Source organism: Listeria sp. LM90SB2, assembly GCF_028867355.1.
Lineage (GTDB): Bacteria > Bacillota > Bacilli > Lactobacillales > Listeriaceae > Listeria > Listeria monocytogenes_B.
Map to the genome: position 1 here is coordinate 2,010,380 of NZ_CP046449.1, position 15,016 is coordinate 2,025,395.

A 15,016-nucleotide genomic window follows, 5' to 3' on the forward strand; every position below is an offset into this window, starting at 1 on the left:
CGTACAATTATTTATCGTCGTTTTGAAGACCTTTTAATTTATCACCAATTAAATCGCTCATTTGGAATCCAGTGTTTTCTTCTGGAAGTTCATAATCAGCTTCTTCAACTGGAGCATCTTTTAATTCTTTAATGCTTAATGATAAACGTTTGTCTGCTTCATTTACTTCAAGTACTTTCACTTCTACTGTTTGCCCTTCTGAAAGGACTTCTTGTGGTGTCCCAATATGTTCATGAGAAATTTGAGAAATATGAACCAAACCTTCTACTCCTGGGAATATTTCCACAAATGCACCAAAAGTAACTAGGCGTACTACTTTTCCTTCTAAAACAGAACCAACTGGCGCTTTTTCGGCAATGCCGTCCCAAGGTCCAGGTAAAGTCGCTTTAATAGAAAGAGAAATACGTTCATTTTCAGGATCAATCCCAATAACTTTAACTGTTACTTTTTGACCTTCTTCTAACGCTTCTTGTGGTGTTGCAATATGTTTATAAGAAATTTGTGAGATGTGAACTAATCCGTCCACGCCACCAATATCAACGAATGCACCAAAATTAGCTAAGCGTTGAACAGTACCTTCAATCACGTCGCCTTCTTTGATTTCGCTCAGTAGCGCTTGCTTTTGACTAGCTTTTTCTGTTTCCACAACTGCACGATGGCTTAAAATCACTCGGTTATTTTCTGGTTCAAATTCTACTACTTTGAAAGTAAGAGTAGTTCCTTTGTAATCTGCGAAATCTTCCACAAAATGGTCTTCCACTAAAGAAGCTGGAACGAACGCACGAACACCTAGGTCGACAACTAATCCACCTTTAACAACATCACTGACTACTGCTTCAAAAACTTCACCAGATTCGAATTTAGCTTTAATATCATCAGATGCTTTTTCTGCATCCACTTTTCGTTTAGATAAAACAAGTATATCGTCTTCTACTTTAGTGACAATCAAATCAAGTGTGTCGCCAACGCTCACAACGTCAGAAGCTGTCTCCACATGTATATTGGAAAGTTCACTTATTGGAACGACACCATCAAGTTTGCTACCTGGAATACCAACATAAACTTGTTTATCTTCCACGCTTGTAACTGTGCCAGTGACTTTGTCTCCTTCTTCAAAATTTCTAACTTCCACATCAAATAAATCTTCAGACATGTGTAGCCCTCCATTCGTTAGTCGAATTTTAGGAATTTCTAATTCAGAAGCAACCTTCACGCTTGCTTCATCTGCTTGACTAGTTTTCCTAGATAGGCAAATTCCGATTAAATAAAGAAAAATATCAAATACACCTTCTGTAAAACTGATCTTCCAGCTAGAAAATCCTTTCAAGATACTTTTCACAAAGTAAAAAATCTCTCTTATAACATCCTACAAATCCAGACATTTGTCAAGCTCTTTTAAGGGGTTGGAAAAGCCTACAGGGCGTGAAATCGCTTCGTTTGTTTAGCCTTTCACGGTTAAATTAAAAAAGTGCTACATTTCCATTTAGTTAAGAAAATGTAGCACTTTTTTGCTAATTATTGATTTTTAGTTCTGCTAGTGAAAGAATTTTATTGGCTACTTCATCAATCGACATTGATGTTGTATCTACTTCAATGGCATCATCTGCTTTTTTTAAGGGGGAGTGTGTTCTTGTATAATCTAAATGATCTCGTTCTTCAATTTCTTTTTTGAGTTGGCCTAAGTCTCCAGCAAAACCTTTCGCCATATTCTCTTTATAGCGACGTTCCGCTCGTTCTTCTACGCTTGCTAGTAAGAATATTTTTAGTTCGGCGTTAGGAAGAACTGCAGTACCGATATCACGACCATCCATTACAATTCCGCCTTCTGTAGCAAAAACTTGTTGACGTTCTTGGAGTGCTTCACGAATAGACGGGTGTGCGGCAACGATAGATACATGATTGGTCACTTCTAAAGAACGAATCACTTCTGTGACATTTTCTTCACCTACAAATACTTGTTGTACTTCGCCAGGTTCAAAACGAATAACTGTTTTTTGGAGTAAAGTAGCTATAGCTTTTTCGTCTTCATATGCGATGTTATTTTTTAAAGCGATATAGGTTACTGCACGATACATGGCACCCGTATCAATATAGACAAAGCGCAATTTTTTTGCAACGATTTTCGCCACCGTGCTTTTCCCAGCCGCAGCCGGTCCATCAATCGCGATACATATCTTTTTAGTCATAAAATAAAACTCCTTTTATCTGAAATTGGTTTGATTAATTTCTTCTTGTGATGCTAAAAGTACCATTAATTTCATCCGTGCTTTTTTGCTATCGTAATCTTTTCCTAAAATAACGCCACGATTATACAAGTCAAACGTGCTACCTTCATAATCATATGTAGTATATACATTTCCTTCTTCCGCACTTGTTGTTATGACAACTGGAATTCCCGCATCTAATGCTCTGATAATAGCTGGTATCATTTTTGGCGCCACTTGCCCTCGTCCAACACCTTCTAAAACGATTCCTGATACGCCACTATCTATCGCTGCATCAATAAACAAACCATCTGCACCAATATAACATTTAATCACAACCACTTCTGGTAAATCAAGGCGAATATCAAAACACTCATGCTCCAGTGGTTTTTGATACAGAAAAACTTGGTCATTATCAATAATACCCAGATAGCCAAACCCAAAAGCACTAAAACCTTGTATGTTGGATGCATGAACTTTTTTTACATATCTCGCTGCAAAAATTCGTTCATTGAAAACAACGACTGTCCCAGCTTGACGTAAATTTATTTCACACGCTGTATAAATTGCATGACGAATATTAACATAGGCATCTGTCCCTGGCTCCTCAGGTGCTCGCTGAGATCCAGTTACTACGATTGGTCGCGCATCGGTTACTGCAAGATCAAGAAAATAGGCTGTTTCTTCTAATGAATCTGTTCCGTGCGTCACTACTATTCCATCATATGTTTCATCCATGAAGATAGATTCGATAAGTTGCTTCAGACTGATTAAATCAGGTAGCGTAATGTGCATAGATGGTAATTGGAAAGTAGAATAGATATCAATTTGAATTTCTGTTGGTAATTGGCATAATGCAGCTAATTCTTCTCCAGATAATTCTCCTGATGCAAGTTTTCCTGATGCTGTTTTCTTACTTGCAATTGTACCGCCTGTTGTAATTAGTGCTACTTTTGCCATGGTTATTCCCCCCTACATTTTCCTTTTAAACAAACAAATGAGTCTCGGAAGCGTTTCCCAGACCCATTCAGTGTTGTTTATTACTGTGGAATTGTTAGAACTGTACCAACTGGAACATTGTCACTTCCTAGTCCATTGGCTTGTTTAATTTTTTCTACTCCAGCAGCTGCCCCCGCTTGTCCATATGTTGAACGTGCAATACTATAAAGGGTGTCCCCAGCTTTAACAGTATGAGATCCTCCAGCTTTTTGCTGTGAGGCTTCATTCGCTTTTTGCTGCTCAGCTTTTTCAGCAGCAGCTTTCTCGGCAGCAGCTTTCTCGGCAGCAGCTTTCTCGGCAGCAGCTTTGTCAGCCGCAGCTTTTTCTTCGGCAGCTTCTTGTTCTTTTTTTGCATTTGCAGCTTTCACTGCATCTTCTTCTTGTTTTTTCTTATCTGCCGCAGCTTTTTCTTCGGCAGCTTTTTTCTCTTCAGCTGCCTTTTCAGCCGCTGCTTTTTCTTCGGCAGCTTTTTTCGCTTTTTCTTTTTCTTCTTTAGATTGCGTGTTGTCAGATACATTTACGGTTGATTCTGTTTCTGTTTTCACTTCATTTGATGAACCCATATTTTGTACTGTTACAAATACAATCACGATAACGATTGGTATTAATAGAAAAAAAACAATCAATAAATTAAGTAATGGGTATCTAAAAATGGTTTTCTTTTTTCCTCTTCTGCTATCAGAACGGGATAACATTGGCGGTTCATTGTTGAATTCATCTTGACCTTCAGAACTCATATCATAATCAGCCGGTTCTTCGTATTCCCGTTTTTCTTTTCTTGTTTTTACCACTCAAAGTTCCTCCTTTAGTGCTTTCTAAACTTATCCTATGCACTATTATTGGCACAGAGAAGTGTTACATATGATGTTAATAAATGAAATACCTTTGAAATAATTATACCCATAAACGCAACATACAACAACACTTAAACCACTTTTTTAGAAAAAAAAGCAAGAATTATTATAATTTAGTACTTCTGGCATAGAATTTATGTTGATTTTATATAGATTACTGAACAAAATAATAACAATTTTTTTACTTTTAAACAAGTCTTTTTTTCACAAAAAATATGAAACTATATAGTTTTTGTCAAATTTCGTAACAGCAAAACTATTGCAATAAATAAGCTAAATAAGCTTCCCATGTTGGAATTTCTTTTTGCTGTGTTATTGGTCTTTTTTCAAAATCGATTATTTCTGCTCCATCCAAATCACAACAGTTTTCTGGGGTGACTTCTAACGGCGTTTCTTCAAAGTATCGTAGAATATAATTACGGCGACAATCCGTTGTATGCAGATACCCAATAAATTGTTGTAAATTAGCCCGCTTCCATTTTTTTCGATAATCCATTTTGTCGGTTAATTCTTTCGTACTTAAACCACTTCTTTGGTAGTATTCAATAAAACGTTGCTCTGTTTCAGGTAACGTTTTGCGTTGTTCATTCGTCAGATTCATTAAGTTGGCATCTGGGATATCTTGATCGGCTAATTGCATTTGAATGAATTCATCTCCATTCGCGTATAAGAGAATCGCCACACTGTTTTCGCCATCACGACCTGCTCGACCAATTTCTTGCAAATATGCTTCCAAATCTGCAGGCATATGATAATGAATAACATAGCGAATGTCAGCTTTATCTATCCCCATTCCAAATGCGCTAGTGGCGCAAATAACATCCAGCTGCCCGTAAACAAATTGTTGCTGAATAATAATTCTATCTTCTGTATCCATATCCCCGTGATAATAAGCTACTCTTAAATCAGCAATTTCGCTTAATTCATGCGCAGTGCTTTCCGCTAATTTTTTACTAGAAAAATAAATAATTCCGGGTGTTTGTAGTTTGCGAACAAGCGCATATAAACGGTCTTTTTTTACATGCTGGTTAGAAAATTTCTCCACTTGTAAAGAAATATTCGGTCGATTAACAGAATAAACAATTTGCGCACAATCCGTTAGATGTAATTGCGTTAAAATATCTGCTCTAACTTTCTTGGTTGCCGTAGCTGTCAGCACCATAGTCACAGGAAATTCGGCTTCTTGAATGAACTTACCTAACATCAAATAATCAGGGCGAAAATCATGTCCCCACTGCGAAATGCAATGCGCTTCATCTATGACAAATAAGCTGATTCTTTGTTTTAATAGTAAGTTTTTCACCGTTTCATTATTTAGCATTTCTGGTGATAAAAAAATAAATTTATATAAATGAATGTTTGCAAGGACTTGCCCTTTTTCTTCTCGTTTTAAAAAGCTATTAAGCGCTGCTACTCGCTTTTCTCCGTGAGCACGCATTCGCTCCATTTGATCTTGCATAAGGGAGAGAAGTGGAGAAACAATCAATACTAATCCATCCATCAAATGACCCGCTAATTGATAACAAATGGTTTTTCCTGTTCCAGTAGGTAACATAGCAAAACAATTTCGCTTTGCTAAAGCTGTTTCAATTACTTCTTTTTGGCCAGGGCGGAACTCATCAAAACCAAGATATTCTTTTAATTCCTTTTCTAAGTTCACTGCTTACCCTCCCTACTAACAACTGCTAACCGAATTTGATAATAATCCAAATCAGGAAACTCCGCTTTTATTTCACGCAGTAAATTCCATTTCTTTGTAATAATCGTTTGGATGATTGTCTCTTCTGGTAAATAAGGAACATTCGCTTCTTTCAAAGTAGCTCGGATTTCTACAAAGTGATCATGGATGGTACTCTTTTTCAAATTCCGAATTCGCTCGATTGCTTCTAAATCAGCTCCATTTTGCCATAATACATAGGTTTGCATGGCAGAACTAGTTAACCCATTGAGCTCATCCGGTACAAGACTAGCTAGAATCGGCCATTCTTCGGGGTTTTTTTTCATCGCTATAAGCAAACGGTGAACCTCATGGAGCACCTCAAAATAAACGTCCCACTTCTCCACTTGATATTTTGAGGCAATTTGTTCTGTAGTATAGCCCATTAATTCGCCCCCAGAAAAACGTTCCACTAAAAACGCTGGTCGAGCAACTGCTAATTTATTCATCCATGCAACGAGTTCACCGTATAACTGATTCGCTAAATTAGATTTATCTCGGTGCTTCACCCAATGCTTAATAAATTGTTGGACTTTCTTATCACGAATAACTGGTAAATAATAGCTTTCATGATGATGAATGTTACTAACAACTTGAACTGCGAGTCGCAAATGGGCAAAAAAAGCAAAAGCTTGCCCTTGAAATGTAAAACCTTGGAAGTTTGGGTAATCATTTTCAAACATAGCTACTAGTTGCCCTTGTGTCACATAACCATTTTCAGTAGAAAGAATGCTACCTTGGTGCACTAATTCCGAAATTCGTTTTTCTAAATAGCTTGCTTTTAAATTTGGCACTAGTCCAAATAAATGTTGCATTTGAAAAAGATGGATATCTTGAACAGCTTGTCCAGTTCTTCTTCCAGCTAAAACAGTATGTAAAAATGGTAATTTTCTAGGTGTGATACTTTTTTCTAAAATTGTCATAATATAGTTATCTAGCTTATCCAAGACATGTCCACCACCTTTTTTTGTACCATAATCATAACACAGAAACACTTGTTCTACATTAATTTTTCCGAAAAAAACTTTTTCAAAATATGGTACAATAGAAAAAGAAAAAATCTGGCTGCAAATAGTTATTTTAGAAAGGAAGCGTAGAAAATTGAAGTATTGTCTTGTCGAAAAAGACACTTGTATTGCTTGTGGCGCTTGTTCCATTCATGCACCTGATGTTTTTGATTATGATACAGAAGGTCTTGCCTTTAATATATTAGATAATAACACTGGAACAAAAGTAATCCCCGAAGACTTGGTTGAAACGGTTATTGACGCAGAATTTGCCTGTCCTTCGCTTTCTATCAAAGTTTCCGATAGTTCATTTCATTAATAATACACGAAAAAGGAAGGTTTCCGCTGTTTGGAAACCTTCCTTTTTTATTTTTAATAAATATTATTTCACTTTTCGTCTCCTTAGAGCAAATCCCCATAGAAGCATTGCTAAACCAGTCAAACAAAGGCCAGCCCATAAAACCCACTGATTTGTTTGATCTCCTGTTTTAGGAATGAGTTTGATATCGTTGGAGTTAGCAGCGCGTTGATTGTTATCTTTTACGCTTCGTGGTTCATTATCTTGTAACCCCGCATCTCCTCTATTTTCAACCTGAATAGTAGCAGTTACTGACAACATTTGTTTCCCTGCGTCTTCAGTTCCTTCATTTGGATCTACTGAATATATAACTTGGTATTTGCCTGCTTTGTTCAGATTTACTTTTCCTTGCACTTTTACTTGTGAAAATGGAATATTTTTTCCATCACGTCTAGTTGCTTGAATAAAGCTATCTTTCGCGTTCCATTTCTCGCCTACTTTTATGACACGATCTTTCACCATCAAAATAGAATGGTTTTTCAAAACAGTGACCTTAGCAACAGCTTTCACACCATCGTATACATAGCTAATTTCATATGTTCCCGGTGTTTTGCTATCAACTTTACCTGCGACAGTAATATCTTTGAATGCTACTTTTTCACCTGCTTTATTCGTTGCATAGTCAAAATTATCTTTCGCATTCCAACTATTTCCAGCATAAAAACTACTATCATGAATTTTTACAGTCGTTTTTCTTGGTTTCACGGTTACATTAATCGTGGCAGAAATACCGTCATAACTGTAGGTAACTTCATAGACGCCTGGCTTTGTTACATCCACGGCAGGATTTTCTTTGACAGTAATATCTTTCCATTTCACTTTTTGACCAGCTTTATCGAGCGTATTGTCCCAATTATCTTGAGCTTTCCAATTATCTCCAACATAAATCACTGAATCATGGGCTCGCACAGCTGTTTTGGGATGTTTAACAATTACTTGAATGGTTTTGGTAATTCCAGCATAAACATATGTGATCGGGTATGTTCCTGCTTGACTTGTATCAACAGTTCCCAAGACTTGTACGTCATTAAAGGATACTATATTTCCATCCTTATCCCTAGCGCTATCAAAATTATCTTTTGCTGACCAATTATCATCAATATACAGAATAGAATCATGTGCATTAATAGCTGTTTTGATTTCTTTCACAGTTAAAGTAACAGTAGTCGAGGCACCATCATAATTATAGGTGATTTGATATCTGCCTGCTTTGTTGACATCTACTTTAGGCTCTTCTTTCACTTTTATATCAGCAAAAGAAACTGGCTTCCCGTCTTTATCAACTGCATTATCAAAATTATCCGCCGCTGTCCATGCTTCTCCTACATAGATTGACGAGTCATGCCCATTAATTCCTTTTTTATTTTCTTTTACAGTAACAGTAATTGAACTTACAGTATCTTCATACTTATACGTAATCGTATATACGCCTGCTAGGTTTGTGTTTACTGTTCCAATAACCGTCAAATCTTTTAGACTCAAGGCATTGCCATCTTTATCAAGTCCACTGTCAAAATTATCACCTGCTCGCCAAGTGTCGCCAGTATAAATTGTCGAGTCGTGTGCATTAATTTCTGTCAAATTTTCTTTAACTTCAATTTTAGCTTTTTTAGACACTCCTTTGTACGTATATGTGACTGAATAGATTCCTGCTGTATTAGTATCAACAGATCCTTCTACTTGGATGTCTCCAAATGGAACTGTTTCACCTACTTTGTTTAGCGCACTATCAAAGTTATCAGTTGCCGTCCATGTATCACCCAAATACAAAATAGAATCATGTACATTGACAGTTGTTAAATCTTTTTCAACTTTCACTTGAATAACTACTTCCGCTGTTTTCCCATTTTTAGCAACTTGATAGGTCAACGGGTAAGTTCCGCCTTGGTTAGAGCCTTCTTGGATAGCTTTTAATTGCTTGGCATCCACTTTTACGGAACTAGTACAATCTTGTGCAGTAGAAAGTACACCTGTCTTCACTTCTTCAAAACTAGCTGTTTTTGCTAAAGTAATTGCTTCCGTTTCAGTTAGCTTATTTGAATCTTTGTATTCTAAACTAAAATTCATTGCGCCAAGGATAAGTCCCTCTTTTTGGTCTATCGTAGCACTTGGCTCAGTTATATATACAGGTGCAGTAGATTTTTTCTCTGTATCAAAAATATCTTTGATTGTAATACCAATATCAGTTGTTGCGATTGCTTTGTTTCCGGCAGAAATACCAACAATTATTCCAGAACCATCATTAGCAGTTTGTGTAGTTGCTAAAGTCGTATCATTGCTAGTCCATTTGTAACCATCTGTAATCGCTTGAATATTGTGAAAGAACGACGGCTCAATCGTATCTTCTACCGCTTCTCCACTAGTTGCTCTTACTTTCGGCAATGTTACTTTTAAACTTTTACCAGCTTGTACGATTTTGGCGCTAAGATTAACTTTAAGATCATTATCCGGCGCGTATTCCATGTAACCAGCATTAATGTTTTGTGATACCGGTTGAGCTGGATCAATTTCTTTTACCCAACCTTTGTCTGTACCCTTATTGGATACAGTACTATTTATCGTATTATCTTGCCCCACTTGTTTCAAAGTAAACTGATTTCCAGCTCTTTCTGGAAACTTCACTGCATATTTCCCGTAAGATAAATTCAAATTGTAATTAAAGGTGTATTTTCCATCAGCATTAGTTTTAACGCTGACTGGCTCACCATTTTTCAAGAACGGCTCATAGTTAGAGGTATTTTCATTCCATTTATAAAGTTCAACAGTTTCGTTTGCGAGTGCTGTATCTCCTTGAGCTTTTTCATACAAACCATTTGCATCTTTATCTTGGAAAAGAAAACCGCTTGCTTCTAAAATAATTAATTCTGCTCCAACTTTAGTTCCTGGTAATGTTCCAGAATAAGCATTCGTAGTTACACGATAGTAAGGGTTATATACATCGCGTTCACTTATTTTATTTCCCTCTGTAGCAGAATTAAAAGTTTCATCTACTTTTAGTGGAACTTTGATTGTTTGTGTTTCACCGGGATCAATCTTTGTCTTCACTTTGATACGAACCATGTTGACTTTCCCATAATCAGAGGGAACAGCGCTATAGACACTTTCTGATTCATAGTTATTTTTATTTGCTTCTGTTGCATAACTAATATCAAATTGTGCTTTTTGTTCATCTGTTAATTGCACAGCATCATTTAGTTTCATATCCCACTTAAATGTCTCCGTTTGGAATTTAGAACCAAAATTTTGTCCGGTCTTTGGAATTGGAATATAGAGTTCAAAAGCACTTGCTATACCAGTAGATATATTTGTAACACGGACTGTATAATCCGCTTCCGTTCCTGGTGTAAAATAGGAAACTGTACTATCGTCACCTTCTACATAAGATGCTTTTGCTCCTTCTCCAGCCAAATTTAAGAATGTTTCTACTGTGACTGCATCTTGCTTTGGAACACTTAAAGTACTGCTATTCGCAGAAAGCAGACGTTCATTTTCTATTCCATTTTGATTGACATCAAGACCTGTATCCATGAAAGTATTCGCAGCTGTAGCAGCCTTTACATTTGGGCCTCCCCAAGCAAGAAGTTGTTGGATGTCAGTATGAAGACTTTTATCTAATGTTACATCAATCGTAGTATCATAACTTAAATTTAAAAATTTATGTTTAGAAGGATAACCAACATACCTACCAACTGTTGCATCTTTTGTTTTTAAAACATACACTTTCTCTCCATTCTTGGCGGTTTCTATTTTAATAGAGAACTCGATCTCTTCTCCATCTTGATCCGTTAACTTAATAGAAGACGGAAGAATTTTAGTACCATCCAATTGACGAAGATACACTTCAGGATCATTAAGGACTGTACGTGTCCCGTATGGATAGTTAAATAATACCAATGTAGCTTTTGTAGTAAATTTATCTCCAGCTCCAGCAGTTTTGATTACTTGTCCTTGTTCATTATAAAAATTAGCTGTTCCGTTCGCCGCTGTCGTAATATTATCGGCAACACTATAAACAGAAGTACCCGAGACTTTCGTATTTACTTCATCTGCCTCATCCCAAATGGATACTTTAAATTGAACAGAAGAAATGCCTGGTTTGACAATACCATAGGAGTTTGTTGATTCCTCACCAAAACCACCAGATTCTGAGTAGCTTGTATATCCTGTAGAAAAATCGCCTACATTCGCTTTCACCTCAGTAAAGTATTCTCCTGGTTGAAGTCCGACTGCATCAGCTTCTAAGATAGCAATATTTTTCATACTATTCTTAGGAAGATTCCCATTGTATGTTTGATAAGTATCATCAAAATTAGTTTTGTATTGAATATTAGTGATATCATTATCTTTTCTATTCCCATCAAATGGGATGTTAACAATTGAAGCTTCCCAGTTTGAATCAAATTCAATTTGGAAGACTTGATTAGTTTTTGTCCCGGCAGTATCTTTATTATTAATTCGAACATTCCCTGCCCAAGTTTCATTATCTGGATTAATATTTTTGTTTCCCACGATTAGTGCCATTTTATTTTCGGTCGAATCTACAACTCGGCAAGCATCTAACGTTGCCTTAGTTGTTAAATCTGTAGAATTGTTTGTTAATGCATCAGATTCAAATACTTTATCGTCATATGTCGTGATGACTGCATGTGGCACTTTAGGAGCGGTATATGTTCCTGCTGGCGTTCCTTTTGGTATTTTATATTTTATCGCATATACCGTATCTGTTACTCCTTTAAAGTTCTGTTGTTTAAAATCGAACACCACTTTATTCTCTTCCGGATAATGAGTAATCGTAGTATTAGCATTCTCATTTAAAAGTGCATATTTTTCATTTACTACCCCGACATATTCCATACCTTCTGGATAATAAAGGGTAGTCGAGACATTCTTAGGTGAAAAGATATTAGTTCCTCTTTCATCTACTTGATTCATTCCATTTACAACAGAGTAACTTTTTGTATATGCATAAGAATCTTCATCATCTGTACTCGCTAATACATCAGGGGTTCTAAAAGATTTATACCAATTTCTGAACATAGTACTTACATGTGTTTGATTAGCATAACCAACCACTTTATTTCCTTCTGCACGAATTGCTTTTTCTTCTGAAGCAATCGCCATTTTATTATCTCCCACAAAAGCTTCTACTTTAATAGGGGCTTTTAGATCAGTTGCACCATAGTATTTATTAGCATCTACACGAACAGAAAAGTTAAAACTTACTTTTTCAGTTCCTGGAGTAAGTTTATAATTAACTGTCCCGAAAGTAGCTTTATCGTAGGTTGTTTCTTTGTTTGGAATAGTAACGGATGTTATTGCAGTACCAATCGGGTCCCCCGCACTTAAACGATTTATCACCCCAGAGTCCACACCTGTTGGTACTTGAAAACTGCTGGGAACGGGAATTGATACAAATCTCATACCGTCTGGCAGTGTGAATTCCACCTCTTTACTAGTAGATGTACTATTACTAAAGTCTACTGTAACATTAACATCTTTGATATCGCCATTTGCCCAAGCAGTACCATCATAAGCAGGAATATTTAATGTGACAGTAGCATCATTACCTGATTTTAGTTGATTATTCTTTAGAGGTGCTTTTGTTTCATTTTGTTTAACTGAATCTTTTGATTGGTTAGCCTCTTCTTTTTCAATTATTAAATTTTTTACTTCATAGGAGGCTTTAAATGTTTTAATCTCTGTTTCTTTTCCTTCTATGTTTTCTTTATAGCTAATAATAAAATTAACATCACCATTTTTTTCAGCCGTGTACTCGGCTTCTTTTCCCTCAATTTTATTACCGTCTGGTGTTTCAATACTTAGAATTTCAACTTGATTATTATTAGATGTTGCTTTAATTTTAAGCTTTGCTTTCTTTTTATCTTTTGAAAGCTCTTCTTGAACTTCATAAGAAAGTGGTTCTTCGCCTTTTTCTTCTGCAAATGCTTGAAAAACCGTTAAATTTAGTTGACTTACTACTAGTAAACTTGTTATTAGCATCATCAAGGAACGACGTATGTACAACGATTTTATCATATTAGTTTTCCTCCTTCTCATATTCTGGTTGTTTTTATTAACAAATCTCCAAGAGATAATTTAATATTATCAGACGATTTTATCGAGTGTACATAGTCGCAAAACACCTTATTAAAAAAAACAGCACTATTCGCAAATTCATACAAATATTTGTCACATCAAAAGCACGTTTCAGACACATTTAAGACACAATTAATTCGCAAAAGCTGCCATTTTAGAAGAAAAATAAAAAACCACTCTTTATTATAGAGTGGTTTTGGATAAATTAATGGCTAACTTCTTGTTGCTTTTTTTCAAATTTGCGCCGTTCTTTTACAGTTTGGTTTTTAGCAATCCATTTTTTTAGTCTAGAGTATAGTAACAAGAATACAGCACTAACAATGACTCCTTTTAATAAACTGAATGGTATAATCGCATATGTGACTAACCAAGCAACATCTGTATCCGCCGGAAGTCCACCAAGTTTAATGTAAAATGGTAATAAAATGAAATAATTAAATATCGACATGACGACTGTCATTACTAACGTTCCAATTGCTGTTGAAAACACCATTCCTTTTGTTGAACGAAACCAGTGAAATAAATAATAAATCGGTAATACATAAACAATACCATTAATAAAATTGGATATTTCTCCAATCGGAACTCCAACTGGACTACCTGACACAATATAAAGTAGCACATTTTTGATTAGTTCTACTAAAATCACTGCGAGTGGTCCGAATAATAAGCCACCAATCAAAGCTGGAATATCACTAAAGTCAAGCTTTAAAAATGGTGCACTCGGTAGTAGCGGAAATTGTAGCATCATTAAAATAAATGCTAAAGTACCAAGAACCGCCACACTTACAAAAACCTTCATTGAATAATTCTTCATTGTCATTTCTCCCTTGATGTTCACCAAGAAGCGAGTGACATCACTAGACGAATGCAACCCAAGCAAATAAAAAACCTCAACTGAAAAGAGTTGAGGGAGAGTTTGTGAATGAATAAACAAGCACCGGATACTCAAATAAGCATCACAGCTTGCTAACACATGCTCGTGAAGACAAACGAAAAGGTCTGCCAACATCTTCTCCCATCCAGACTATACTGTCGGTCCTGGAATTACACCAGAGTCAACTGCTAAAAAAGCAGATCGTGGACTTTAACCACCGGTCGGGAATTGCACCCTGCCCCGAAGATGAACGAATATTTTATTACAATTTTCATTTTACCATGAAAAAAATTTTTGGCAAGCACTTTTGTATATTTTTTCACGTAAGCGCTTTCTATCTAAATTAAATAAAAACTAGCTGCTTAGCTAGTTTTTATTAATTCACCATGGAATATCTGTTGATAATGATTCCGCTAATGATTGGTTTTCTTTTAAACGAATTTTACGAGCAATGCTTCTTGCCTCAGCACCCGCGTGGATTCTTTTTTGTTCTTCTGTTTCTGGTTTAACGAGTGGCACTTCTACAGTTTTACCATCTGCATCCAACGCTACAAATGTTAAAAAGGATGTCGCCGCTAAGTAACGTTCTCCTGTTTTCAAATTCTCCGCAATAATTTTAACGAAGATTTCCATTGAACTTCTGCCCGTTGAAGCTACATAAGACTCTAAGCAAACAGAGTGATCATTTTTAATCGGTTTTAAGAAATCCACTGAGTCTGTCGATGCAGTGACAATTTCCGTACGACAATGACGAGAGGCACTGATAGAAGCCGTATCATCAATATAAGTCATCAATCTACCACCAAAAAGGGTATTATGATTATTCGTGTCCGACGGGAAAACCCGGCTTGTTTTAATTACTAGTGATTCTTTGCAAAATTTTGTTTGTCTTTTTTCCATGTTT

10 protein-coding genes and 1 riboswitch are annotated in these 15,016 nt (G+C 36.1%); of the genes, 1 reads left to right on the forward strand and 9 read right to left on the reverse strand.

What is annotated here, in order from left to right; translation table 11 throughout:
- Nucleotides 1-7 precede the first annotated feature (7 nt).
- From rpsA to GL301_RS09975, 6 genes are all read right to left on the reverse strand, one after another.
- Complete coding sequence (gene rpsA, locus GL301_RS09950; RefSeq protein ID WP_003727995.1) at nt 8-1,153, reverse strand: 30S ribosomal protein S1; 1,146 nt, start codon at nt 1,151-1,153, stop codon at nt 8-10.
- A gap of 358 nt (nt 1,154-1,511) precedes the next feature.
- The gene (gene cmk, locus GL301_RS09955) at nt 1,512-2,186 is read right to left on the reverse strand and encodes a (d)CMP kinase (protein ID WP_003725930.1); all 675 of its coding nucleotides are present in this window, start codon (nt 2,184-2,186) and stop codon (nt 1,512-1,514) included.
- 15 nt (nt 2,187-2,201) lie between these two features.
- Nucleotides 2,202-3,164, reverse strand: coding sequence for an asparaginase (locus GL301_RS09960; protein WP_274758687.1), 963 nt, complete (start codon nt 3,162-3,164; stop codon nt 2,202-2,204).
- A gap of 80 nt (nt 3,165-3,244) precedes the next feature.
- Nucleotides 3,245-3,994, reverse strand: a complete 750-nt coding sequence (locus GL301_RS09965; protein ID WP_180680556.1) for a LysM peptidoglycan-binding domain-containing protein — start codon at nt 3,992-3,994, stop codon at nt 3,245-3,247.
- Nucleotides 3,995-4,313: 319 nt separating this feature from the next.
- The gene (locus tag GL301_RS09970; RefSeq protein WP_003727994.1) at nt 4,314-5,717 is read right to left on the reverse strand and encodes a RecQ family ATP-dependent DNA helicase; all 1,404 of its coding nucleotides are present in this window, start codon (nt 5,715-5,717) and stop codon (nt 4,314-4,316) included.
- The gene (locus GL301_RS09975; protein WP_025206483.1) at nt 5,714-6,721 is read right to left on the reverse strand and encodes a YpbB family protein; all 1,008 of its coding nucleotides are present in this window, start codon (nt 6,719-6,721) and stop codon (nt 5,714-5,716) included. Before GL301_RS09975 ends, GL301_RS09970 begins: the two co-directional genes overlap by 4 nt.
- Before the next feature lie 154 nt (nt 6,722-6,875).
- Here GL301_RS09975 and GL301_RS09980 point away from each other — a divergent pair, with 154 nt between their 5' ends.
- Nucleotides 6,876-7,100 carry a ferredoxin gene (locus tag GL301_RS09980; RefSeq protein WP_003740630.1) on the forward strand — a complete coding sequence of 75 codons (225 nt, stop codon included), beginning with the start codon at nt 6,876-6,878 and terminating at the stop codon, nt 7,098-7,100.
- Nucleotides 7,101-7,163: 63 nt separating this feature from the next.
- Here the strand turns inward: GL301_RS09980 and GL301_RS09985 are convergent, their stop codons facing one another.
- The 3 genes from GL301_RS09985 to GL301_RS09995 form a co-directional block, all read right to left on the reverse strand.
- The gene (locus GL301_RS09985; protein WP_274758688.1) at nt 7,164-13,175 is read right to left on the reverse strand and encodes a putative cellulose-binding protein LCP; all 6,012 of its coding nucleotides are present in this window, start codon (nt 13,173-13,175) and stop codon (nt 7,164-7,166) included.
- 265 nt (nt 13,176-13,440) lie between these two features.
- Nucleotides 13,441-14,052 (reverse strand): ECF transporter S component, encoded by a 612-nt coding sequence (locus GL301_RS09990; RefSeq protein WP_003725935.1) that lies wholly within the window; start codon nt 14,050-14,052, stop codon nt 13,441-13,443.
- Nucleotides 14,053-14,241: 189 nt separating this feature from the next.
- Nucleotides 14,242-14,364, reverse strand: a riboswitch (FMN riboswitch).
- A gap of 129 nt (nt 14,365-14,493) precedes the next feature.
- Complete coding sequence (locus GL301_RS09995) at nt 14,494-15,012, reverse strand: acyl-CoA thioesterase (RefSeq protein WP_003725936.1); 519 nt, start codon at nt 15,010-15,012, stop codon at nt 14,494-14,496.
- Between the last annotated feature and the right edge of the window lie 4 nt (nt 15,013-15,016).

Coding starts and splice junctions, on each gene's coding strand:
- rpsA (WP_003727995.1), bottom strand. CDS start 1,153: ATGTCTGAAGATTTATTTGATGTGGAAGTTAGAAATTTTGAAGAAGGA.
- cmk (WP_003725930.1), bottom strand. CDS start 2,186: ATGACTAAAAAGATATGTATCGCGATTGATGGACCGGCTGCGGCTGGG.
- GL301_RS09960 (WP_274758687.1), bottom strand. CDS start 3,164: ATGGCAAAAGTAGCACTAATTACAACAGGCGGTACAATTGCAAGTAAG.
- GL301_RS09985 (WP_274758688.1), bottom strand. CDS start 13,175: ATGATAAAATCGTTGTACATACGTCGTTCCTTGATGATGCTAATAACA.
- GL301_RS09990 (WP_003725935.1), bottom strand. CDS start 14,052: ATGAAGAATTATTCAATGAAGGTTTTTGTAAGTGTGGCGGTTCTTGGT.
- GL301_RS09995 (WP_003725936.1), bottom strand. CDS start 15,012: ATGGAAAAAAGACAAACAAAATTTTGCAAAGAATCACTAGTAATTAAA.